The 22038-nt window shown below is 71.4% G+C and carries 23 protein-coding genes; 13 read left to right on the plus strand and 10 right to left on the minus strand.

Features of this window, described 5'->3' with window-relative positions; genetic code table 11:
• Positions 1–83: 83 nt before the first annotated feature.
• Genes QM611_RS01795 through QM611_RS01805 form a run of 3 tightly spaced genes read left to right on the plus strand, consistent with a single transcriptional unit; the run spans position 84 to position 3177 of the window.
• Positions 84–1196, plus strand: coding sequence for an alpha/beta fold hydrolase (locus QM611_RS01795; RefSeq protein WP_415078189.1), 1113 nt, complete (start codon positions 84–86; stop codon positions 1194–1196).
• Between the two features lie 58 nt (positions 1197–1254).
• Positions 1255–2220 (plus strand): cation diffusion facilitator family transporter, encoded by a 966-nt coding sequence (locus QM611_RS01800; RefSeq protein WP_415078190.1) that lies wholly within the window; start codon positions 1255–1257, stop codon positions 2218–2220.
• Positions 2221–2250: 30 nt separating this feature from the next.
• Positions 2251–3177, plus strand: a complete 927-nt coding sequence (locus QM611_RS01805) for an LLM class F420-dependent oxidoreductase (protein ID WP_415078191.1) — start codon at positions 2251–2253, stop codon at positions 3175–3177.
• Positions 3178–3186: 9 nt separating this feature from the next.
• Here the strand turns inward: QM611_RS01805 and QM611_RS01810 are convergent, their stop codons facing one another.
• The gene (locus tag QM611_RS01810) at positions 3187–3618 is read right to left on the minus strand and encodes a nucleoside deaminase (RefSeq protein ID WP_415078235.1); all 432 of its coding nucleotides are present in this window, start codon (positions 3616–3618) and stop codon (positions 3187–3189) included.
• Positions 3619–3689: 71 nt separating this feature from the next.
• Here QM611_RS01810 and upp point away from each other — a divergent pair, with 71 nt between their 5' ends.
• Complete coding sequence (upp, locus tag QM611_RS01815; protein ID WP_415078192.1) at positions 3690–4322, plus strand: uracil phosphoribosyltransferase; 633 nt, start codon at positions 3690–3692, stop codon at positions 4320–4322.
• A gap of 10 nt (positions 4323–4332) precedes the next feature.
• Here the strand turns inward: upp and QM611_RS01820 are convergent, their stop codons facing one another.
• From QM611_RS01820 to QM611_RS01835, 4 genes are all read right to left on the minus strand, one after another.
• Positions 4333–4665, minus strand: coding sequence for a DUF3467 domain-containing protein (locus QM611_RS01820; protein ID WP_415078193.1), 333 nt, complete (start codon positions 4663–4665; stop codon positions 4333–4335).
• 137 nt (positions 4666–4802) lie between these two features.
• Positions 4803–8372, minus strand: coding sequence for a TM0106 family RecB-like putative nuclease (locus QM611_RS01825; RefSeq protein WP_415078194.1), 3570 nt, complete (start codon positions 8370–8372; stop codon positions 4803–4805).
• A 45-nt stretch (positions 8373–8417) separates the two neighbouring features.
• Positions 8418–8813 (minus strand): type II toxin-antitoxin system VapC family toxin, encoded by a 396-nt coding sequence (locus QM611_RS01830; protein WP_415078195.1) that lies wholly within the window; start codon positions 8811–8813, stop codon positions 8418–8420.
• The gene (locus QM611_RS01835; RefSeq protein ID WP_415078196.1) at positions 8810–9079 is read right to left on the minus strand and encodes a hypothetical protein; all 270 of its coding nucleotides are present in this window, start codon (positions 9077–9079) and stop codon (positions 8810–8812) included. The genes QM611_RS01830 and QM611_RS01835 overlap by 4 nt, the downstream gene beginning before the upstream one ends.
• A 71-nt stretch (positions 9080–9150) precedes the next feature.
• On the opposite strand from QM611_RS01835, the gene QM611_RS01840 reads away from it, so the two are divergent.
• Both QM611_RS01840 and QM611_RS01845 read left to right on the plus strand, forming a co-directional pair.
• Positions 9151–11232, plus strand: a complete 2082-nt coding sequence (locus QM611_RS01840) for an NAD(+) synthase (RefSeq protein WP_415078197.1) — start codon at positions 9151–9153, stop codon at positions 11230–11232.
• A 65-nt stretch (positions 11233–11297) separates the two neighbouring features.
• A complete protein-coding gene (locus QM611_RS01845) occupies positions 11298–12005 on the plus strand; it encodes a hypothetical protein (protein ID WP_415078198.1) in 708 nt (235 codons plus the stop codon).
• A gap of 6 nt (positions 12006–12011) precedes the next feature.
• Here the strand turns inward: QM611_RS01845 and QM611_RS01850 are convergent, their stop codons facing one another.
• Positions 12012–12326 (minus strand): hypothetical protein, encoded by a 315-nt coding sequence (locus tag QM611_RS01850; RefSeq protein WP_415078199.1) that lies wholly within the window; start codon positions 12324–12326, stop codon positions 12012–12014.
• Positions 12327–12391: 65 nt separating this feature from the next.
• The gene (locus tag QM611_RS01855) at positions 12392–13582 is read right to left on the minus strand and encodes a phosphotransferase (RefSeq protein WP_415078200.1); all 1191 of its coding nucleotides are present in this window, start codon (positions 13580–13582) and stop codon (positions 12392–12394) included.
• 111 nt (positions 13583–13693) lie between these two features.
• Between QM611_RS01855 and QM611_RS01860 the strand changes: the two genes are divergently transcribed.
• Together QM611_RS01860 and QM611_RS01865 are read left to right on the plus strand one after the other, a co-directional pair.
• Entirely contained in the window at positions 13694–15181 is a 1488-nt protein-coding gene (locus QM611_RS01860) for a sensor histidine kinase (RefSeq protein WP_415078201.1), read from the plus strand.
• Complete coding sequence (locus QM611_RS01865; protein ID WP_415078202.1) at positions 15159–15815, plus strand: response regulator transcription factor; 657 nt, start codon at positions 15159–15161, stop codon at positions 15813–15815. Before QM611_RS01860 ends, QM611_RS01865 begins: the two co-directional genes overlap by 23 nt.
• Positions 15816–15830: 15 nt before the next feature.
• Here the strand turns inward: QM611_RS01865 and rmuC are convergent, their stop codons facing one another.
• On the minus strand, positions 15831–17225 hold the full coding sequence (gene rmuC, locus QM611_RS01870; RefSeq protein WP_415078203.1) for a DNA recombination protein RmuC: 1395 nt from the start codon (positions 17223–17225) through the stop codon (positions 15831–15833).
• A gap of 92 nt (positions 17226–17317) precedes the next feature.
• On the opposite strand from rmuC, the gene QM611_RS01875 reads away from it, so the two are divergent.
• A complete protein-coding gene (locus tag QM611_RS01875; RefSeq protein ID WP_415078204.1) occupies positions 17318–18061 on the plus strand; it encodes an alpha/beta fold hydrolase in 744 nt (247 codons plus the stop codon).
• On the opposite strand, the gene QM611_RS01880 is transcribed toward QM611_RS01875, so the two are convergent.
• On the minus strand, positions 18058–18357 hold the full coding sequence (locus QM611_RS01880) for a GNAT family N-acetyltransferase (protein WP_415078205.1): 300 nt from the start codon (positions 18355–18357) through the stop codon (positions 18058–18060). The genes QM611_RS01875 and QM611_RS01880 overlap by 4 nt on opposite strands.
• 410 nt (positions 18358–18767) lie before the next feature.
• On the opposite strand from QM611_RS01880, the gene QM611_RS01885 reads away from it, so the two are divergent.
• The 3 genes from QM611_RS01885 to QM611_RS01895 are packed head-to-tail and all read left to right on the plus strand — an operon-like array spanning position 18768 to position 20805.
• Positions 18768–19511, plus strand: coding sequence for a winged helix-turn-helix domain-containing protein (locus QM611_RS01885; RefSeq protein WP_415078206.1), 744 nt, complete (start codon positions 18768–18770; stop codon positions 19509–19511).
• Positions 19512–19558: 47 nt separating this feature from the next.
• Positions 19559–20524, plus strand: a complete 966-nt coding sequence (locus QM611_RS01890) for a DNA-3-methyladenine glycosylase family protein (protein ID WP_415078207.1) — start codon at positions 19559–19561, stop codon at positions 20522–20524.
• A gap of 29 nt (positions 20525–20553) precedes the next feature.
• Complete coding sequence (locus QM611_RS01895; protein ID WP_415078208.1) at positions 20554–20805, plus strand: hypothetical protein; 252 nt, start codon at positions 20554–20556, stop codon at positions 20803–20805.
• A 115-nt stretch (positions 20806–20920) separates the two neighbouring features.
• Here QM611_RS01895 and QM611_RS01900 read toward each other — a convergent pair whose 3' ends face one another.
• The gene (locus QM611_RS01900) at positions 20921–21754 is read right to left on the minus strand and encodes an aldo/keto reductase (RefSeq protein ID WP_415078209.1); all 834 of its coding nucleotides are present in this window, start codon (positions 21752–21754) and stop codon (positions 20921–20923) included.
• Between the two features lie 83 nt (positions 21755–21837).
• Between QM611_RS01900 and QM611_RS01905 the strand changes: the two genes are divergently transcribed.
• Complete coding sequence (locus QM611_RS01905; RefSeq protein WP_415078210.1) at positions 21838–22017, plus strand: hypothetical protein; 180 nt, start codon at positions 21838–21840, stop codon at positions 22015–22017.
• Positions 22018–22038: the final 21 nt, after the last annotated feature.

Below are 22038 nucleotides of genomic sequence, written 5' to 3' on the forward strand. Positions count from 1 at the left end.
CCGTGGGGCACCGGCGCGCGCATCGGCATATAGTCGGAATGTGGGGGCGTCGGCGCCCGCACGGCGACAGCGAAGGACGCTCTATGACCCTCCTCGACGGCATCTCGGCACGGACCATCCAGACCCCTCGGCTCCGCGTCGGAATCCTCGAGCGCGACGGCGACAACGCGGACGCGACGCCGGAGAACACGGTCGTGTTCGTGCACGGCAACGTGTCGTCGTCGCTGTTCTGGCAGGAGCCGATGCTGAGCCTGCCCACCGACCTGCGCGCCATCGCCATCGACCTGCGCGGCTTCGGCGCCAGCGAGCACGCGCCCGTCGACGCGACGCGCGGCGTGCGCGACTACAGCGATGACGTGTTCGCCACGCTGGAGTCCCTCGGCATCCCCACTGCCCACCTCGTCGGCTGGTCGATGGGAGGCGGCGTGGTGCTGCAGTACGCGCTCGATCATCCCGTGCTGAGCCTCACGCTGCAGTCCCCGGTTTCTCCGTACGGCTTCGGCGGCACCCGCCGCGACGGGTCCCGGCTCACCGACGACGACGCGGGCGTCGGCGCGGGTGGGGCGAACCTCGATTTCGTCGAGCGGCTGAGAGCCGGCGACACGGGAGACGAGGCGCAGACCTCGCCGCGCAGCGTCTTCCGCTCCGGCTACGTCGCCGCGGGCTACACGTCCGAGCGCGAGGACATCTGGGTCGAATCGATGCTCTCCACCTCCACGGCCGAGGGGAACTACCCGGGCGACTCCGTCGCGAGCGAGAACTGGCCAGGCTTCGCGGCCGGCTCGGCCGGCGTGCTGAACACGATGGCGCCGAAGCACTTCGACGTGTCGGGGATCGTCGAGCTCGACCCGAAGCCGCCGATTCTGTGGATCCACGGCGACGCCGACGCCATCGTGTCGGACACGTCGTTCTACGACCTCAACTACCTCGGCCAGCTCGGGGTGATCCCCGGCTGGCCGGGCGCGGAGGCCGCCCCCGCGCAGGAGATGGTGTCGCAGACCCGCGACGTGCTCGACGCGTATCGCGCGGCGGGCGGGCAGGTCGTCGAGGTGAGCCTGGAGGGCGTCGGGCACTCGCCGCACCTGGAGGCGCCCGCGCAGTTCCGCCGCTCCCTGCTGGAGGCGATCGGCTACACCGGCCGGCCGTCGGAGTCCGCCCCGCCGACGGAGGCGATCATCCTCCTGTCGGAAGACTGACCCCTCCGACCCCTGAGCTTGTCGAAGGGCGGCGCCGGTCGTCCCTAGACTCGTCTTCATGAGCACATCCGGCGGCAGCAAGGCGATCATCGCCGCATTCCTCGCGAACATGGGGATCGCGATCGCGAAGCTCGTGGCGTGGATGCTGTCGGGGTCCGCCTCGATGCTCGCCGAGGCGATCCACTCCGTCGCCGACTCCGGAAACCAACTGCTGCTCCTGCTGGGCGGACGCAAGGCCCGGCGCGAGGCCGACCGTTCGCACCCGTTCGGCTACGGCCGCGAGCGGTACGTGTACGCGTTCGTGGTGGCCATCATCCTGTTCTCGGTCGGCGGCCTGTTCTCGATCTACGAGGGCATCGAGAAGATCACGCACCCGCACGGGCTGGAGAACGTGTGGATCCCGATCGGCGTGCTCGTGGTCGCGATCATGCTCGAGTCGTTCTCGCTGCGCACCGCCATCCAGGAGTCCAACCATGTGCGCGCGAAAGGCCAGTCGTGGGTGTCGTTCGTGCGGCACGCGAAAGCGCCCGAGCTGCCCATCGTGCTGCTGGAGGACATCGCGGCGCTGACCGGCCTCGTGTTCGCCCTGTTCGGAGTCGGGATGTCGGCAATCACCCACAATCCCGTGTTCGACGCCATCGGCACCTTGCTGATCGGGGCGCTCCTGATCGTCGTGGCGATCACGCTCGGCGTCGAGACCAAGAGCCTGCTGGTCGGCGAGGGCGCGACGGACCGGGACCTCGACGCGATCATCCGCGCCGTCGAGGACGGCCCCGAGGTCGCGAAGCTCATTCACCTGAAGACCCTCTACCTCGGCCCCGATGAGCTGCTCGTGGCGGCCAAGCTCGGCTTCGCCGCCGACAAGCCACTGGCGACGGTGGCGGGCGACATCGACGCCGTCGAGGCCCGGGTGCGCGCGGCGGTGCCGATCGCGCGCGTCATCTACTTCGAGCCCGACATCTACCGCCCCGTCTCCGGCGAGGGCCCGGCAACCGACACGGTCGTCTTGAAGTCAGCGGACTGAGCACCTCCATTCTGCTGGAAGACTGGGGCCATGGAGTTCACGATCTTCACCGAGCCCCAGGAGGGGTTCTCGTACGACGACCAGCTCGCGTTCGCCCTCGCCGCCGAGCGCACCGGGTTTGACGCGTTCTTCCGGTCCGACCACTACATGCGCATGGCGCCGGGGTCGGCAATGCCGGGGCCGACGGACGCCTGGACCACGCTTGCCGGCCTCGCCCGCGAGACCTCGACGATCCGGCTGGGCACGCTGGTGTCGTCGGCGACGCACCGGCACCCCGCGATCCTCGCGATCCAGGCCGCCCAGGTCGACGTGATGTCGGGCGGGCGGGTCGAGTTCGGCCTCGGGACGGGATGGTTCGAGAAGGAGCACGTCGCCCTCGGCATCCCGTTCCCGAGTCGGCGCTTCGGGCCGTTCGAAGAGCAGCTGGAGATCATCACGGGCCTGTGGCAGACCCCCGTCGGCGAGACCTTCTCGTTCACCGGCGAGCACTACACGCTCGTGGACGCGCCGGGCTTGCCCAAGCCCGTGCAGGAGCGGATGCCGGTGGTGATCGGCGGCGGCGGCGCGAAGCGGACGCCCGCGCTGGCGGCGCGGTTTGCGACGGAGTTCAACATCGGGTTCGTCGCCGAAGACGTGATCGCCGGGAAGTTCGCCGGCGTGCGCGCCGCCTGCGAGCGCATCGGGCGCGACCCGGCGACCCTCAAGCTCAGCGTCGCACTGCCGACCCTCGCAGGCACCGACGAGCGCGAGTTGGAACGCCGGGCGGCGAACACCGGAACGACGCTCGCGAACGCGCGCGACGGCGTGAAGCTCGTCGGAACGCCGCAGGAGATCGCCGAGAAGGTCGAGCGCCTGCGCGCCCTCGGTGCCGAGCGCGTGCACTTCCAACTGCTCGACCTGCGCGACGTCGAGCACGTCGAGTTCATCGGCGCCGAGGTGCTGCCGCTGCTGCGGTGACCTGAGCCGTCAGCGGCGGGCGTCGAAGAAGGCGCGGAGGAGGGTGGATGCCTCGTGCTCGCGCACTCCGGCGACCACTTCCGCGCGATGGGGCAGGCGCCGGTCGCGCACGACGTCGTGCACCGAGCCGGCGGCGCCGGCCTTGTCGTCCCATGCGCCGAACACGAGTCTCGCGACGTGCGCTTGCAAGAGGGCGCCCGCGCACATGAGGCACGGCTCGAGAGTGACGACAAGAGTGCACCCGGCCAGGTTCCACGTGCCGAGTTCGCGCGCCGCGGCGCGCATCGCGATGATCTCGGCGTGCGCCGTCGGGTCGTGCTGCGCCTCGCGCAGATTGCGACCCTCGCCGATCGGCCGGCCCGCGGCATCCATCACCAACGCTCCGACGGGCACGTCGCCCTCCGCCGCCGCGGCGCGGGCGAGGGCGAGGGCGCGGGCCATCGCGGTCTCGTCGGCGAGGGGAGCGGAAAGGGGCACGAGCACAGCGTAGGCGCACCGGCTAGCCTTGGCCCATGCGAGTGCACGTCGCCGACCACCCCCTGATCACCCACAAGCTCACGATGCTGCGCGACGAGCGCACTCCGTCGCCGATGTTCCGCCAACTCGTCGAAGAGCTCGTGACGCTGCTGGCGTACGAGGCGACGCGCAACGTGCGCGTCTCGCCCGTCGAGATCACCACTCCGGTCACGGCCACGACGGGCGTGCTCGTCAGCGACCCGCTGCCGATGGTCGTGCCGATCCTGCGCGCCGGGCTCGGGATGCTCGAGGGCATGGTCAAGCTGCTGCCGACGGCCGAGGTCGGGTTCCTCGGGATGGCCCGCGATGAGGAGACGCTCGAGCCGACCACGTACGCCGAACGCCTGCCCGACGACCTCAGCGACCGGCAGTGCTTCGTGCTCGACCCGATGCTCGCCACCGGCGGATCGCTCGGCGCCGCGATGGAGTTCCTCTTCCGGCGGGGGGCGAAGGACGTCACGGCGATCTGCATCCTCGGCGCGCCCGAGGGGGTCGCGGCGATCGAGAAGGCCGTCGAGGGGCGCGACGTCACGCTCGTGCTCGGCGCGCTGGACGAGCGCCTGAACGAGCGGGGCTTTATCGTCCCCGGGCTCGGCGACGCCGGAGACCGCCTCTACGGCACGGTGTGAGACCGGCCCTTCAGACCGCGGGGCCGTCGTCCAGCAGCGGACCGGCCGGCGCGCGGCGGCCGGTCTCCTGCTCCCACATCTCGAGTTGCTGCGTGAGCGCCTTGGCGAGCTCGAACACTTGCTCGGGAGGGATGCGGATGCGGCTCACGACCCGGGCGGGCACCACGAGGTGCAGCTCACCGGTGTCGGGGTCGGTCTCTTCGTGCGGCGGCTGGGCGAGGGTGACGAAGTCCATCACGAAGACTGTCGGCGTGTGCCAGACGTTCGCGAAATCGGCGTAGTTGCCGGGCACAATGTCCGGCGGCAGGTCGAACTCGAAGTGGCTGGGCAGGTCGTTGGACACGGTGTCCCCTTTCGTGCGGTCAGTCTAGACGCCCGGCCGGCGCGGACCCAGCGCAGCGCATATGGAGAAGCTCCGTGCGTGGTGACATCGACCGGGCGCTGTTGGCTGTGCTCGCGCTCGATTGACCCTCGCCGGTCTCAACGTCCGCCGGGCACGGCCCCAACGAGCCGGGCGAACGCGCTGAGGCGCACGACGCCCTCGGGCGTGCGCGGCAGGTCGTCGAGCAAGCCGGGCGAGTACACGAGGTACGCCGCGTACTGCGCGCGCGACACCGCGACATTCAGGCGGTTCTGCAGCAGGAGGAACTCCGGGCCGCGCGGCGCGTCCCGACCGCTCGATGCGGCCAGCGACACGATCGCGACCACGGCCTCCTGCCCCTGGAACCGGTCGACCGTGCCGACGGGCACGCGATCGAAGCCCGCGGCGGCGAGTGCCTCCTCCACCGCGACCTGCTGCGCGTTGTACGGCGTGACGACGATGAGGTCGCTCTGATCCAGCGGCCGCGGGTCGAGCACGACCGAGCCCGCGTCGTCTGTGCGCGTGCCGCGCCACGACCGCCCCACGAGGTCGCGCACTCGTTCGACGACGATCGCCGCCTCCTCGAGCGACTGCGTCGCATTGCCGTGGTGCCGCACCGGCAGCGCGTGCAGCCCGGGCTCGACGCCATCCAGCGTCCGCAACGACGTCGACGCGTCGGCGGCGAGCTGCCCGCGGTACGACAGGCGCGACACCGGATCGGCGACGGCGGGATGCATGCGCCACGTGTGCGCGAGGAAGTACCCGAGCTCGGGCGGCAGCACGTCGTCGCCGGCCATGATCCAGCCGAGCGCCGACGTGTGGACAGGCTCGGGGTGCGTGCCCTGGCTGACCTGCGGCAGCTGCTGCGGGTCGCCGAGCAGCAGCAGCCGCTGCGCGGCCAGCGACACCGCGATCGTCGAGGCGAGCGAGAACTGCCCCGCCTCGTCGATCACGAGCAGGTCGAGGCTGCCGCGCGGAACGCGCTGCTCGTGCGCGAAGTCCCACGCCGTGCCCCCGACGACGAAGCCGTCGGGGTGCTCGGCCGCGAACGCCGCCACCCCGTTCTTCGGGATCGGCGTGAACGCGACGTCGTCGGGGCTCGTGTCCTTCAGCGCCTTCGCGACCCGCGAGGCGGGCACTCCGGCATCCACGACCCGCGCGAGCATGTGCTCGACGACCGCGTGCGACTGCGCCACCACGCCGACCTTGTACCCGTGCTCGCGCACGAGCCGCGCGATGACGTGCGAGCCGACGTAGGTCTTGCCCGTGCCGGGCGGGCCCTGCACCGCGAGGTAGCTGTGGTCGAGCGCTCGCACCGACTCGGTGATCGCCGTGACGTTGTCTGCTGAGCCCGCCGACGGCCTCAGGGACAGGCCCGAAGACATGCGCGGCGGGCGGCGGAGCAGGATGTCGGTGGCCGGATCCTGCGGAAGCGCCGGGGATGCGGCAATGACGGCGTCCGCCCACGCGTCGATGGCGTCTTGCTGGTTCATCGCGCGCGGCGGCGCGGCGGGCGTCAGCGCGAGCGGAAACTCCGACCACGTGAGCCCGTCGACCGCCGTCTCCTCCACCACGACGCCGTCGTCGAGCTCGCCTGCGACCTCGATCGAGCGAGCGGAGTGGATCCACCGCGGCATCGCCTCGAACGGGTACGGCGCGGGCAGCTCGTACAGGGCGAACGGCGTCGCCCCCCTCTTGTGCCGCGTGCCCGGCGCCACCTCGCCGCGCAGCTCGACCCGGCGGCGCAGGGCCCCGCGGCCGCTCTCCAGATGGCGCCAGTCCTCGACGACGCGGCAGCGCGCCGGGTCGATCACGATGACGTCGCGCACCTCCTGCCACAGCGAGACCGGCTCGCGCAGGCGCAAGTAGTGCGACGCCCAGAACGTCTTCGCCTCGCGCGGGTAGTAGTCGATCGCGGCCGAGCCGAGGCGCAGCGCGAGCGCCTCGGCGGAGTCGGCGGGATGGCTCGCGGCCAGCGCCGCCAACGAGAGCGCCCGCGGGGAGGGCTCGTACGCCTGCTCGTCGGGCCCTGGCTCGGGCGACGGCCGCAGGCCCGCCTCGCGCGCCCGCTCGACGAGCCAGTCGCGCAGGCGGCGGGTCGAGACGCAGTCGTCGCGGTTGTAGTCGGCGAGGTCGTCGAGGATCGCCTGTGCCGCGGCATCCCGCCCCTCCTCGCGAAGCGCCCGGGACTCGACGTACTGCACGATCGAGTCGTCGCCGCGCTGCACGTCGCTCGATCGCACCTCGTCGCCCATGTAGAGCGGCTCGAGCTTCTTGATCGAGTACGACCGCGAGCCCACGCGCAGAGCACGGCGCACGATCGGGTACAGGTCGACGAACACACCGTCGCGCAGCAGCCGGTCGACCGCCGCCTCGCGCGTGCCGTGCCGCGCCGCCATCGCGAGCAGGTGGGTCGGCTCGTACGGCGCGTAGTGGTAGATGTGCATTGCCGGATGCTGCGACCGCCGCAGCATGACGAGGTCGACGAAGCGCTCGAGAGTCTGCTTCTCCTCGGCGAGAGAGTGCGCCCAGAGTTTGGAGTACTGCTCACGAACGTCGACCCAGCCGAACAGGTAGTCGATGCCCCACACGTCCCCGGCCCCTGAGCTTGTCGAAGGGCTCTCTGTGTAGAGCGGGTCGCCCTCGAAGTCGAAGAAGATGTCGCCGCCATCGGGGCGCGGCAGGGCCCCGATCGCCTTCGGCGCGACGACCTCGTACGTGGGGATGGGCGGCGGCCCTTCGACAGGCTCAGGGGCCGGAATCCCAAGGCCAGCGGGGCTCTGCAGCTGCAGGCGGGCCTGCGTGCGCAGCGACGCGAACACGTCGGCGCTCATGCGTGGCGGCGGGGTCGTCGCGGCCGCGAGGTCGTCGATGGTCTCGATGCCGTGCGCGCGCAGCCGCTGACGCTGCACGGCGCGCATTCCGGCGACCAGGAGCAGGTCGCGGGATGCCACCACCTCGAGGTCGCACGTCGCGCACCGCCCGCACGCCACGACGCCGAGGTCGCCGCGCTCGTCTCCCCACGCGATCGGTGGATGCTCGGCGCCGAGGTCGACGCGACGGTCGGCGATCAGCGCCCGCAGCCGCTCGCGCCGCAGCGCGAAGGCCGGCAGCAGCGTGTCGGCGCTGTGGGGGCTCGTCGTCCCGTCGCCCAGGAGCAGCTCGACGGTGTCGGAGCGAGGGATGCCGAGCCGGTCGAGCTGATCGGCATATGCCGCCAACTGCATGAGCGCCGTCACGCGGGCGCGACGGGCGAGCTTCGTGTCTTGCACGACCCACGGCCCGCTGGCCCCTGAGCCTGTCGAAGGGCGCACGAGGAAGTCGGCGAACCCGACGAACTCGGAAGTGGCGAACGCCGCCTGGTACACGACCACGGCCGACGGGTCGGCGAGCGCCTCGTTCGTGCGAGCGACCGCCGCCGCAAGCGCCTCCGGGTTGGCAGACGACACTCGTTCTATCTCGCGCACGGCGTCGCCGTGCGCGCGGCGGTAGGCCTCCAGCATCCGCTGCTCGTGGGCGTCGCCGAGCCGCCCCGCGCGCTCCAACGTCGCATCCTCCGGCTCCTCGACCGCGGCCACGCGACCGAGCCGCGCGTCGATCGCGCGCATCCACGCGAACTCGCACTCTGCGGCCGCTTTCAGATCGCTCGCGCTCCAGACGACCCGGTCCTCGTCACGTATGTACCGCATGCCTCCCCTTCGGGTCCGACAGTACTGGCCGGGTCGGACGTCGGCTCAGACGGCAGCTAAGACGTGCGCCGTAACGCCGCGCTCCGCCGCTGCTCGCGCCAACACCTCGTCTGTCGTCACCAACTCCGCGCCATGGCGCTCTGCGCCCAGCAACACCAGCGCGTCAGGCATTCGCAGACGAGTTGCCGCGCGGACTTCCGCCAACGGAACAATGTCTTCCTCCCCGACGTCGATTCGAAGAAGTCCGAGTCGATCCAGCCCAGCTTTCAGTGTGCCGGCACGGCCGTTCGCCGCCGGACGCACCAGTGCCTCCGAGACGGTCAGCACACTCGCCACGAACTCCGCATGCTCGTGTTCGTCGATGAAGTCGTTCGCTGCCGCGTGGAATGCGTCATGGGGGTCGAAGAACGCGATCAGCACGCCCGCGTCGAACACGATCACTCCGGCCACTCTTCCTTGAGCCGCTGGGCCTCGCCCGGGGGGTAGATGCCTGTCATGCTCCCGGAGAGCTCGCGAATGGCCGCGCGCCGCCTCGCAAGCCGTTCCGCGCCGACCTCGTCCACGCGCTCGGCTCCCCACCGCAAGACGAGCCGCAGCAGCGCGCCCCGGTCGTTTCGATGCTGCGGCCAGATCCGCGCGGCGACGTCGAGCGTGTGGGCAAGCTCGTCGGTCTCCGTGATGCTGTAGCGATGGCGGGTGGTCGGCATTCGCCAAGTGTAGCACCGGACCTGTGGGTGCAGCACCTGCTCTCAGCGCCCACACCTGACAGACTGGACGGGTGAGCACGAGCCTCCCCTTCGAGAGCGCCTACCGACACGGGTTCGCCCGGGTCGCGGCGTGCACGATCCCGATCGCGATCGCCGACCCGGCCGCGAACGCCGGCTCGGTCATCGAAATGGCACGCGAGTGCGACGCGGACGCCGTGGCGGTCGCCGTCTTTCCCGAGCTGTGCCTCACCGGATACTCGCTGGAAGACCTCGTGATGCAAGACGCCGTGCTCGACGACGTCGTGGCCGCCATCGCGCGGATCGCCGAGGCATCCGTCGACCTCATGCCCGTGCTCGTGGTCGGCGCGCCGCTGCGCCACCGCAACCGGCTCTACAACTGCGCGGTCGTGATCCACCGCGGCGACGTGCTCGGTGTCGCGCCCAAGACCCACCTGCCCACCTACCGCGAGTTCTACGAGCGCCGCTGGTACGCCGCGGGCGAGCCGTGGTCGGGCGAGAGTGTGCGCATCGGCGAGATAGAGACCGTCATCGGCAACAATCTGCTCTTCGACGTGCGCGACGTTCCCGGGCTCGTGCTGCACGCCGAGGTCTGCGAGGACTTGTGGGTGCCCGTCCCGCCGTCGTCTCGGGCCGCACTGGCCGGCGCGACGGTGCTGGTGAACCTCAGCGGCAGCCCGATCACGATCGCGCGCGCCGACGACCGCCGCGCGCTCGTGCAGTCGCAATCGCTGCGCTGCCTCGCCGCGTACGTGTATGCCGCTGCCGGCATGGGCGAGTCCACCAACGACGTGTCGTGGGACGGCCAGACCATGGTCTACGAGGCCGGCGCCCTCGTGGCCGAGAGCGAGCGCTTCCCAGACGGCCCGCGCCGCAGCGTCGCCGATGTCGACCTCGATCGCCTCCGGCAGGACCGCATCCGCCAAGGCACGTTCGACGACAACCGCGTCGCCCTCGGCCAAGGCCGGCAGAGCCCGCGCGACGACTTCCTGACGATCGACCTCGACCTCGACCCGCCCGCGCGCGACATCGGCCTGCGCCGCCCGCTCGACCGGTTCCCGTTCGTGCCCGACGACCCGGCCCGGCTCGCGCAGGACTGCTACGAGGCGTTCAACATCCAAGTGTCGGGCCTGGAGCAGCGCATGCGCGCGATCGGGATGCCCAAGCCCGTGATCGGCGTCTCGGGCGGCATCGACTCGACGCACGCGCTGTTGGTGATCGCGCGCGCCATGGACCGCCTCGGCCGGCCGCGCAGCGACATCCTCGCCTACACCATGCCGGGGTTCGCGACCACCGAGCACACCAAGTCGAACGCGATCGCCCTCGCCGAGGCGGTCGGCGCGACGATCTCGACGATCGACATCCGCCCCGCCGCCCGCGAGATGCTCGAGCGCATCGGCCACCCGTTCGCCGCCGGCGAGCCCGTGCACGACGTGACGTTCGAGAACGTGCAGGCGGGTCTTCGCACCGACTACCTCTTCCGCCTCGCCAACCAGCACGGCGGCTTCGTCGTCGGCACTTCCGACCTGTCAGAGCTCGCCCTCGGGTGGGCGACGTACGGCGTGGGCGACCACATGAGCCACTACGCGGTGAACACGGGCGTTCCCAAGACGCTGATCCAGCACATCATCCGGTGGGTCGTCTCGCACGGCGAGGTGGATGCGGCGACCGCCCGCGTGCTGCAGTCGGTGCTCGACACCGAGATCAGCCCCGAGCTGGTGCCGCCAGACGCCGAGGGCCGCGTGCAGTCCACAGAAGACCTCGTCGGCCCGTACGCGCTGCACGACTTCACGCTGTTCCACGTGCTGCGCTACGGCTCGCGGCCGTCGAAGATCGCGTTCCTCGCGGAGCGCGCGTGGGCCGATCCTGACGTTGGCGCGTGGCCGCCGGGCTTCCCCGACGCCGACCGGTACGCGTACGACCGCGAGACGATCGTGCGGTGGCTGCGCGTGTTCCTGAGGCGCTACTTCGCCTTCGCCCAGTTCAAGCGGTCTGCCATCCCGAACGGCCCCAAAGTGGCCGCAGCCGGCTCGCTGTCACCGCGCGGCGACTGGCGAGCGCCGTCCGACGGCAACGCGGCGGCGTGGCTGCGGGAATTGGATGCGGCGCTGCCGCAAGACGCGCAGCCGCAATAGTCCCGGCGAGGGCCGCGCAGCGCGGTGGCCTAGGCTCGTGTGGCACGCAACCAGAAGGAGTCGCTGTGTCCGCTGCCCCCACGCAACCGCCGCACCAGACCGCTCCGCCCACCGCAGGCACGCCGGACACGCGCCCGAAGACCCTCGCGCTGGTCGCGCTGATCCTCGGCGCCGTCGGCTTCGTGCTCTCGCTCGTCGGCTTCCTGCCGCTGGCGTGGGTGTCGCTCGGCTCCGCGATCCTCGGCGGCCTCCTGCTGCTGGTCGCGCTCGTGCTGGCGATCGTGGCGCTCGCTTCGAAGAAGCAGGGCGGCACGGGCCTCGGCATCGGCGCGCTCGTCGTCTCGGTCGTCGGCGGCATCGTGTGGGCGTTCGCCATCCTGGTCGCACTCGTGTGGATGGGACTGACGATCGCGTCCGAGGAAGGGGACGCTCTCGACCCGACCCCGCAGGCGTCGGTCACCGAGGAGGCGGAGGAAGGCGGCACGTACGACGAGGCCGCCTACCTCGCCGAGGTGCGCCCCGCCATCCTCGCGCTCATGCAGTCGATAGATCCGAGTGTCACCGAGGCGCAGATGGAGGAGGTGTACACCGACGACACCCTCGTGGGCATGGGCGCCGGGTTCGCGGCGCTTCCCGAGAGCGCGCGCGAAACGGCGCGGGAGCTGTTCTCGTCACAGGCCTCGAGCGAGAGCTCGGGCACCCTGTCGAGCGAGACAGCGGGCGAGTTCTTCGACATCCTCCTCACCGCGGCCGAAAAGCACCTCGTGCAGTAGCCGCCCTCAGTTCGACTGGGGCGATGCCACCGAGACCGGCGACGGCGGCGAGACGGGCGACGGCGTGGACACCGGGCTCGGCGTGGTCGCCGGCGACGTCGTGGTGGCGGTGAGCGTCGGCACGGCGCTCGGCGACGGGTCGACGCTGGGCGTCGCGCTCGGCGACGGGTCGACGCTGCCCGTCAGCGTTCCGCCGGGCACGGTCTGGTTGTCGGCGGTGCGCAGGTCCATCGCCTGGGCCGCCGCCACCGCGCCGCCCGCGATGATTCCGGCGCCCACGACGCCGGTGACGCCGTAGGTGATCCACGTCTTCTTGTTCATGTCGTCCTCCAAAGTCGTGCAGCCCGCGACGGGAGGGCTGGTCGCATCCAGCCTGACGGTCGCCGCTAAGACCCTTCGAAAGCCGTGATGAGACCGGTCTTACGCAAGTCCCACGGCCCGACGGCGCCGTCCGGCAGATCGGCGGCGATCGCCACGAGGCGGTTCGCGGATGCCGCGTCGCCGAGCTCCGCCGCCGTCAACGCGTGCCCGAGCAGGTGCACGCGGGTGAGGGCGAGCACGCGCGGGTCGCCGCCCCAGCGCGCCCCGGCCGCGTTGGCGAGCCCCCACACGCGGGCGGCTGCCGCGTCCGGCTCGGTCGCCACGGCGCTGGCCACGACGTGGCCGAGGAACGCCGCGGCGTCGTCGGCCGGGTCGCCGAGGCCGGCGGTGTCGACGTCGACGAGCCCCGTGATGCGCACCTCGTCGCCGGCTGTGTCGAGGAACAGCTGGCCGAGGTGCAGGTCGCCGTGGACCACCGCCCGCTCGGCGCTCGTCCGGCCGAGGACGGCAGTCGCAGCCGCCGCGACCGCGTCCACCCGGTCGCCCGCGCCGGCCAGCGCGGCCCGCAGCCGCTCGGTGTACCAGTCCAGGCGAGACGACAGCGACGTGCGCGCCTCGATGGCCAGCTCCACCCGGTCAAACGCCTTTCGCAGCCGGTCCACGGCGTCCAGCAGCGCGCCGGCGCTCCAGACCGCGTCGGTCGCCGGCGTGCCGACGGCCGACGACAGCACGATGAGCCCGTCCGGCGACCAGCCGAGCACGTCGGGGGTCGGCAGCGCGGCGGCGCTCATCGCCCGGTGCGCCGTGACGATCCGCTCCACGCGCGCGGGGCGCACGGTCTTCAGCCACACCGTGCGCGCCGCGCCATCCTCCTCCAGGTCCGCCCGCAGCACCGCGCGCCGTCCTGGCCGGTAGCCGACCATCTCCACGGCACGCAGCCCCCGCAGCCCGAGCCGCTCCAGCAGCGCGGCGGCGGCGCCCTCGTAGGCGACGGGGGCCAGAGCGGGCACGTGCGGATCGGCGGGATGCATCCACACCCGCGCGCCGTCATCGCGCGCGAAGCCGGTCTCTGCGGGCACTCGCAGTCCAGACGTGTCGGCGTACGCGACCATGCCGGCCGAATCGCCGTCAGTCACTTCGAATCCGGCGACCGACCCGTCGCCGAGCGGCTCGCGTCCGAGCACGCGCAGCGCCGCCGGCGACACGTCCAGCGCGTCCGCGACCAGGGCCGCGTCGCCGTCCCCCGTGCTCGCCATGAATACCCCCGCCTTCGATTGCACCACGGCGCGCGGACCGACGGGATGAGACATTTCTTATCCAACCGACAGCCGGAGTCGGCACGCGCCGGGCGCGACCATACTGGGGACGTGCCCACGACTCGAAGGATGCCCGCCTTCTCGGTGCGCACGCGCATCGTCGTCGTCATCACCCTCGTCGCGGCGGCCGCCATGCTGTCCGTCGGCGTCTCTGTCTACCTTGTCGAGCGGGCGGGCAACCTGCAGGCCGTCGACGACCGGCTCCGCGCGAATCTGGCCTCCGCCCGCTTCCTCGTGCAGGAGGGCGACGCCGACACCGGCGACTGGGAGTCGTCGACGGCAGCCCTGCGCGCGGTCGTGCAGCGGATGAGCCCGGACGACAACACCGGCGCCGTGGGAATCGTGAAAGACCGCGCCGCGCTCGTGCCCGGCGTTCCCCTCGAGATAGACCTGCAGCGCTCCGACTTCATCACGACCGTCGTCGCCGCCGCCCAGGGCGATGACGCCGTCATCGGAACCTTCGCCCCGGGCGACGTCACGTGGCGCTACCTTGCCGTCCCCCTCGAGGTCGCGGGGTCTGCCGAGCCAAGCCGGGTCGTGTTCGCAATGGCGTACGACGTCGAAGCCGAGCTGCGCGAGCTCGACGGCGCCGCGCGCGTCTTCCTCATCACGACCGCGATCGCCGTCGCCGTCATCGCGGTGGTCGCCACGATCGTCTCCACACGCCTGCTGCGGCCTCTGCGCGACATGCGCGAGACGGCGCAGCGCGTGTCGGCGCAATCGCTGTCGGAACGCCTTCCCGTGCACGGCCGAGACGACGTGTCTGAGCTCGCGGGCACGATGAACGACATGCTCGACCGCCTGGGCGACGCGCTCGACTCGCAGCGACGCCTGCTCAGCGACGTCGGCCACGAGCTGAAGACCCCCATCACGATCGTGCGCGGGTACGTCGAGGTGATGGATGCCGCCGACCCCGGCGATGTGCGAGAGACACAGCGCCTCGTCACCGACGAGCTCGACCGCATGGGCGGCCTCGTGCAGGACCTCGCCGGGGCGGCATCCCTGTACGGCCCCCAGCCGGTCGCGATGCGCCCTGTCGACACCGCCGACCTCGTCGACCAGATCGCGCGCAAGGCGGCCGCGATCGAGGGCGCGGAAGTGTCGACGGGGTCGGTGGCCGACGTCGCGACCCGGCTCGACCCCGCCCGGATCACGCAGGCGATGCTGCAGCTCGCGCAGAACGCGGTGACCCACGGCGGCGGGTCGGTGCAGATCGGATGCCGCGCCGTCGGCGCCGTGCTGGAGCTGTCGGTGAGCGACCACGGCCCCGGAGTTCCCGCCGACGCGCGCACGGCGATCTTCGACCGCTTCCACCGCGGCACCGACGCCGAGGGCCGCGGCACGCGCGGAAGCGGCCTTGGACTCGACATCGTGCGCCTGATCGCCGAGGCGCACGGCGGCCGGGCCTTCGTCCGCGACGCGGACGGCGGCGGAGCGCAGTTCGTCATCGCGATCCCGTTGCGCGTCGTCGGTGAGGCGAGCCCCACAGCGCACTCCACGAACGAAGGGCCGGACAGTGGCATCCATCCTCATCGCTGACGACGAATCGCGGATCTCGGGCTTCATCGACAAGGGGCTGAGAGCGGCGGGCTTTGCCACACAGGTGGCCACGACCGGGCCGCAGGCGCTCGAACTCGCGCTGACCGACGAGTTCGACCTGCTCGTCCTCGACATCAACCTCCCCGGCATGGACGGGTTCGAGGTGTTGGAGCGCTTGCGCGGATCGGGATCGCGCCTTCCCGTCGTGATGCTCACGGCCCGCGTCGAGCTGCACGACACGGTCGCAGGGCTCGAGGGCGGGGCCGACGACTACCTGGGCAAGCCGTTCCGCTTCGACGAGCTGCTCGCTCGCATCCGGCTGCGCATGCGCCGCGACGACGCCGGCGCGGCGCCCGTGCTGCAGCACCGCGACCTCACGCTCGACGTGCGCACGCGGACGGCACAGGCCGGCGGAGCGTCGGTGGAGCTGTCGGCGCGGGAGTTCGCACTCGCCGAGGAGCTCGTGCGCAACGCCGGCCAGGTGCTCAGCCGCGAGCAGCTGCTCAGCCGCGTGTGGGGCTACGACTTCGACCCGGGCTCGAACGTCGCCGACGTGTACGTCGGCTATCTGCGCCAGAAGCTCGGCGCCGACCGCATCGAGACCGTGCGCGGAGTCGGGTACCGCCTGCGCTGACCAGGCTCGGCGAGGTCAGACGGCGTCGATTCGCTGCCGGATCTCGCTGAGCTCGTCGTCGTCGAACAGCGACGTGTCGGGCAGGGCGCCGTCGAGCAGCTCGCGGGCGCCCTCCACCGGCTGCGCGGACTCGAGCGACTCGACACCGCGCAGCTTGCGCTCGACCGCACGCGTGCGGCGGCCCGCCTCGGACACGGTGTTCTGCGCCGTCTGCAGCTGCTTTCCGAGCTTCTCCCACACCTGGCCGTACTTCTGGAACTCGGCCTTGGCCGCGCTGAGCACCTTCCACACCTCGCTCGACCGCTTCTCGATCGCGAGGGTGCGAAAGCCCATCTGCAGGCTGTTCAGCAGGGACATCAGGGTCGTCGGGCCGGCGACGGCGACCCGGTGCTCGTTGTGCAGCCTCGCCACGAAGCCGGGCCGGCGCATCACCTCGGCGAACAGGCCTTCGGTGGGCAGGTACATGATGCCGAAATCGGTGGTGTGCGGCGGCTCGATGTACTTCGCCGCGATCAGCTTCGCCTGCGTCAGGATCGCGCGCTCGATGTCTTTGCCGGCCGCCTCGATCGCCGCGAGATCGCCGCTCTCCTGCGCCGCCAGGAGCCGCTCGTAGTCTTCTTGGGGGAATTTCGAGTCGATCGGCAGCCAGACCGGCTTGTCGCCGTCGCCGGCGCCCGGCAGCTTCACCGCGAACTCCACGCGGTCGTTCGAATCGGGCAGCACCGCGACGTTCTCGGCGTACTGGTCGGGCGTCATCACGTCTTCGAGCTGGCGCGCCAATTGCACTTCGCCCCATCCACCACGCGACTTCACGTTCGTGAGCACCCGCTTGAGCCCCCCGACATCCGACGCCAGCGTCTGCATCTCGCCGAGCCCCTTCTGCACCTGCTCCAACCGCTCGCTGACCAGCGAGAACGACTCGCCGAGCCGCTTCTCGAGAGTGCCCTGCAGTTTCTCGTCGACGGTGGCGCGCATCTGCTCGAGCTTGGCCTCGTTGTCTTTGCGCAGCTTCTCCAGCTCGTCGCTGAGCGTCTGGCGCAGTTCGAGCTGCTTTTCGGCGTTGCGATCGGTGAGCTCGCGGATGCGCTCGGCGTTGGCCTCCAGCGAGGTCTTCAGCGTCGTCTGCAGCTTCTCGTCGACGGTGACGCGCATCTGCTCGAGCTTCTGCTCGTTGTCGTGGCGCAGCACGTCGAAACGGCGGTCCAGAGTGTCGCGCAGGTCGCCCAGCCGCACGTCGGTCTGCTGCTGGCCGCCGACGACCGTCTGCTGCAACTCCGCGCGCTGCTGCTGCAGCTCGCGGCGCAGCTCTGCGGGCACAGCGTCGGCGCGGCCGCGCACGAGCGCGAACGCGAGCAGTCCGATGCACAGCAGCAGATTGAGCACGACCAGAATGAGCAACGCGATGTCCATGGCACCAACGTAGGCGGACCCTCCGACATCGCCTCGGCGGCACTCCGTGGCGGCCCTCGTCAGAGAACCGCGCACCGGCGTAGCGTCGTGGTGTGACCACCGAACGACTCACGCACGACGGCGCCACGCTCGTCGCCGAATCGCACGGCGCCGGCGAGCGGTCGTTCGTGCTGGTGCACGGCATCGGCATGGGCCGGTCGGTGTTCGCCGAGCTCGCCAACTGCCTGTCGCCACACGGACGAGTCGTGGCGGTCGACCTGCCCGGGTTCGGCGAGGCTCCCGAGCCACCCCGAACGCCGACGATGGAGCGTATGGGCGACATCCTCGCCGCCTTCCTTCGCCGCCGCGCGCTCGCCGACGTCGTGCTGGTGGGCCACTCGATGGGCACGCAGGTCGCCGTGGAGGCGACGGTGCGCCATCCCGGCCTCGTGAACCGGATCGTGCTCATCGGGCCGACGGTCAACCCGCGCGAGCGAGACGCGGCGCGCCAGCTCTTGCGCCTCGGCCAGGACCTGGCCGACGACAACCCGCTCGTGCTGCTGCGCGGCGCCCGAGAGTATCTGCGCGCCGGCCCGCATCTGCGGCGGAAGATGCGCGCGATGTTGGCGCACCGGCCGGAGCTCAGCTATCCACGCGTGCGTGTGCCGACGCTCGTGATGCGTGGCGAGCGCGACCGGGTGGTGCCGCGCGAGTGGGCGCGCGAGGCCAGCCGCCTCATCCCCGGCTCCGTGCTGGCGGAAATCCCGGAGCGAGGACACGAGGCCATGATCCACCGCGCAGAGCCGGCGGCGCGGGCGATCATCGGCTTCTGCCGGGGCGGGCAAGCCGCGATCTAGGCAAAGGATCGCTTCTTGAGGATGCCGGCGCGGTCGGGGTGCGCGTCGAACCAGTCGGCCACGTACCAGCACACCGGCAGCACGTCGCGGTCGCCGCGGGCCTCGAGCTCGGCGACCGCGCGCCCCACGACCTCGGCGGCGTAGCCGTGCCCACGGAAGGTCGGCACCGTGTAGGCGCGCACCATCGCGACCGTCTTGCCGTCGTCGCGGTACTCCAGCACGCTGACGAGCTGGTCGCCTCGGCGCAACGCCCAGCGGGAGGCATCCGGCTCATGCGAAAACTCAAGCGACGTCATCCCGACAGGCTACGCCTCGCGCCAATGCCGCGGGACGGAGCAATCTGTCACATTGCGTCACGGAAGGCGACGCGAGAGCGTGCGATTTGACGCGTGATGACGCATTCGGCAATAATCGGCGGCATGACTGACGACGCACGTATTCTGTCCGCCCGGGAGGCGAACGGATCGGCTGGTGCCCTGGCGACCGGCCGCGTGGTCATGTGTTGTCGAATGTGCCGCTGAACCGGTGATCCCGTCCGGCTCCGCGCGCTGCCTCTGAGGTCGCTCTGTCGATTTCGCCGCACGCCGAGCCTCGAGCCGCACTCCCCTGCGAGTCGCCGCTCCGCACCCCGGCCCCCATCCTCGGGCCATGCCACGACAACACCTCCGGACCTGACACAGGTCCTCACTCCCAAGGACTCCCTCCCATGTCGAACACCGCCCTCCTCGAGCGGCCCGCCACCCGCGCCGTCCCGAGCCTTCGACCCCTGAACCCCCCGCGCGAGGCCGCCCCGGCGCCTGCGGCGCCGACACCGATCGCAGCGCCGGCCCCGTCGGCGCTGCCGCCCGGCGCCGAGGCCCGTGGCTTCGCGCTGTACGTGGGCATCGACGAGCAGAAGGCCGCGGCATCCGGCGTCAGCCTCGGCGTCCTCGTCGACGCACTGCGCCGCACGCTCGCCGAGCTCGCCCCCGCCGCGCAGACCCACGCCACCGTCGCGCTCTCGCCCGTCGGCTCGGGCGGACGGGATGTGGATGTCGTCCGCCTCGCCCTGCACGAGCCGGGCGCGACCGCGCGCGCCAAGCCCGAGCCGGACGAGGAGGATGTCGCCGGCGGCGGCGTGGTCGTCGACATCTCGCGCAAGCGCGTGCTCATCGACGGCGAGTCCGCCGCGTTCACCTTCAAGGAGTTCGAGCTGCTGCAGTACCTCGTGCTGCGCGAGGGCCGCACGATCGAGCGCGCCGAGCTCGTGTCGTCGCTGTGGCGGAACGCGACCGACGACGACGCGCCCGGCGAGCGCACGATCGACGTGCACGTGCGGCGGCTGCGGGCCAAGCTCGGCCGCTACGAAGACATCGTGCGCACGGTGCGCGGCGTCGGCTACCGGTTCGACCGGCACGCGGATGTCGTCATCCGCTACGGCCACGGCGCGCCCTCGCCCGACCGCTTCTGAGCTTCGACCGCGAAGGGATGTCGGGGGTCCGCGCGTAGGGTGTGCACATGACGACGTCGCTGCAGCGCATCCCGCACGCGACGCGCGACCCGCGGCCCGCGCACGGGCGGCCGATCCAGACGGAGTACCGCCCGCGGAATCCGCTCGACCTGCGCCGCACCGTGCTGTTCCAGCGCCGCGGCGCGAACGACCCGACGATGCGGGCGGACGGCCCCGTGATCTGGCGCGCCAGCCGCACGCCCGACGGCGTCGCCACGCTGGCGCTGCGGGAGAGCGCCGCCGGAGTCGTGCGCGCAGCGGCGTGGGGACCGGGGGCTGCGTGGGCGCTCGACCAGCTCCCCGCGCTGTGCGGCGCGCGCGATGACACCGCCGGCTTCGACGCCGCCCGGCATCCACTCGTCGCCGAGGCCCACCGCCGCAACCCCGGCCTGCGGCTCAGCCGCACCGACCTCGTCTTCGACGCGCTCGCCGGAGCGATCATCGAGCAGAAGGTGACCGGTATGCAGGCGTTCGCCGCGTGGCGGCGCATCGTGGTGTGGTGCGGCGAGCGGGCGCCGGGCCCGACGCCCCGGCCGATGTTCGCGCCGCCGACGATCGAGGGGTGGCGGCGCGTCCCGTCCTGGACGTGGCACCGCGCAGGCCTCGAGCCGCCGCAGGCGCGCACGGTCGTCGAGGCGGCGCGACGCGGCGACGCCGTCGCCCGAGCGACGGCGGAGGCCGACGACCCCGACGCCGTGCTGACGAGCCTGCGCGGGGTCGGCACGTGGACGGCCGCCGAGACCCGCATCCGCGCGTTCGGCGACCCCGACGCGGTGAGCGTCGGCGACTACCACCTCGCCCACGAGGTCGGGTTCGCCCTCACCGGCGCGCGCGTCGACGACGACGGGATGCGAGAGCTCCTCGCGCCGTGGGCGGGGCAGCGCCAGCGGGTCATCCGCCTGATCGGGGCCAGCCGCGCGCGCGAGCCACGGCGCGGGCCGCGCCTGCATCCCGAAGACCACCGCGACCGCTGAGCGAAACGGGCGCGGCGTACGCTGGGATCGTGACCTTCACCCCCGGCCCACCACCCGAAAAGCCCCGCAGCGGGTGGCCGCGCGGCCGCGTGGGCTGGATCGCGGGCTCGCTGCTGCTCATCGTGCTGGGCGTGATCGTCGGCCAGGTGCTCGGCAACGTCATGCTCGGGCTGCTTCTCGCCCTCATCGTGTCGATCGGCTGGATCATCGCGTACGAGTCGTCGCGCGGCGGCCGCGACGGAAAGCTCAACGACCCCGACGACGACGGCGCGCGGCTCTGAGTCTGGAGCACGCGCGCCAGAAACCTGCAATCGCGCGTGAAAATCGCGTGCGCGATTGCGGGTTGCTAGCGCGCGAAGGGATGCCGGCGCGCGTCGGCGCGGCTCAGCCGCAGCGTCACATCTCCTCGCGCTGGTCCGGGTGGTAGTCGGGACGGCGCTCGCGCTGGAGCCCCGAGATCGCGGCGACTTCGTCACCGGTGAGCTCGAAGCCGAAGAGGTCGGCGTTCTCGCGCTGTCGTTCCGGCTGCTCCGACTTGGGGATCGGGGTCGCGTCCAACTGCACGTGCCAACGCAGCACCGCCTGGCCCGGCGTGACACCGTGCGCGGCCGCGATGTCGATGATCACCGGCTCGGCGAGCAGCTCGAAACGGCGCGCCAGCGGACTCCAGCTCTCCGTTCGTATGCCGTGCGCGGCATGGAACGCGCGCAGCTCCGGCTGCGGAACGTAGGGATGCAACTCCACTTGGTTCACGGCGGGCGTCACGCCCACCTCGTCGATGAGGCGCGTGATCATCCTCTCTGTGAAGTTCGAGACCGCGACCGTGCGCACCAGCCCCTGCTCGCGCAAGTCCACCATTGCGCGGAACGTGTCGACGTACTTGTCGACGCGCGGATTCGGCCAGTGGATCATGTACACGTCGATGCGGTCGAGGCCCAGCCGCTTCAGAGAACCACGGGCGCTGGCGAGTGTCTGTTCGTAGCCGTGGTCGCGGCCGGGCACCTTCGTCGTCACGACGATCTCGTCGCGGTCGACGCCGCTGACGCGCACCGCCTCGCCGACCAGCGACTCGTTGCCGTAGTTCACGGCGGTGTCCAGCAGGCGGTAGCCGCACTCGATGGCCGACACGATCGCGGCCACCGCCCCTTCGCCGGTGATCTGGTAGGTGCCGAATCCGACGACCGGAAAGGCCGTGCCGTCGTTGAGCTGTGCCGAGGGGATCGTCGTCATGCATCCATCCTCGCCTCTTTCACCCCCGCGGCGCCGCCCGCACTCGCTAAGCTGGCACCAACACAGCGCCCGGGAGGTACGGCATGTTCTTCGTCTCGATGATCCTTTTCGTGGTCGGGATCTTCGCTTTCGGCTTCTCCTTCACTGTGCCGCCCTTCCAGCCGTTCGTGTTCGTCGGCGGCCTGCTGCTCGTCTCGCTGGCAATGGCCCTGCCCATCCACTTCGGCGGCACCGCGCACGAGTACCACGGCTCGAAGCGCTGACACCACCGTCGACGAGAATCC

The organism is Microbacterium sp. (assembly GCF_047606685.1).
GTDB lineage: Bacteria > Actinomycetota > Actinomycetes > Actinomycetales > Microbacteriaceae > Microbacterium.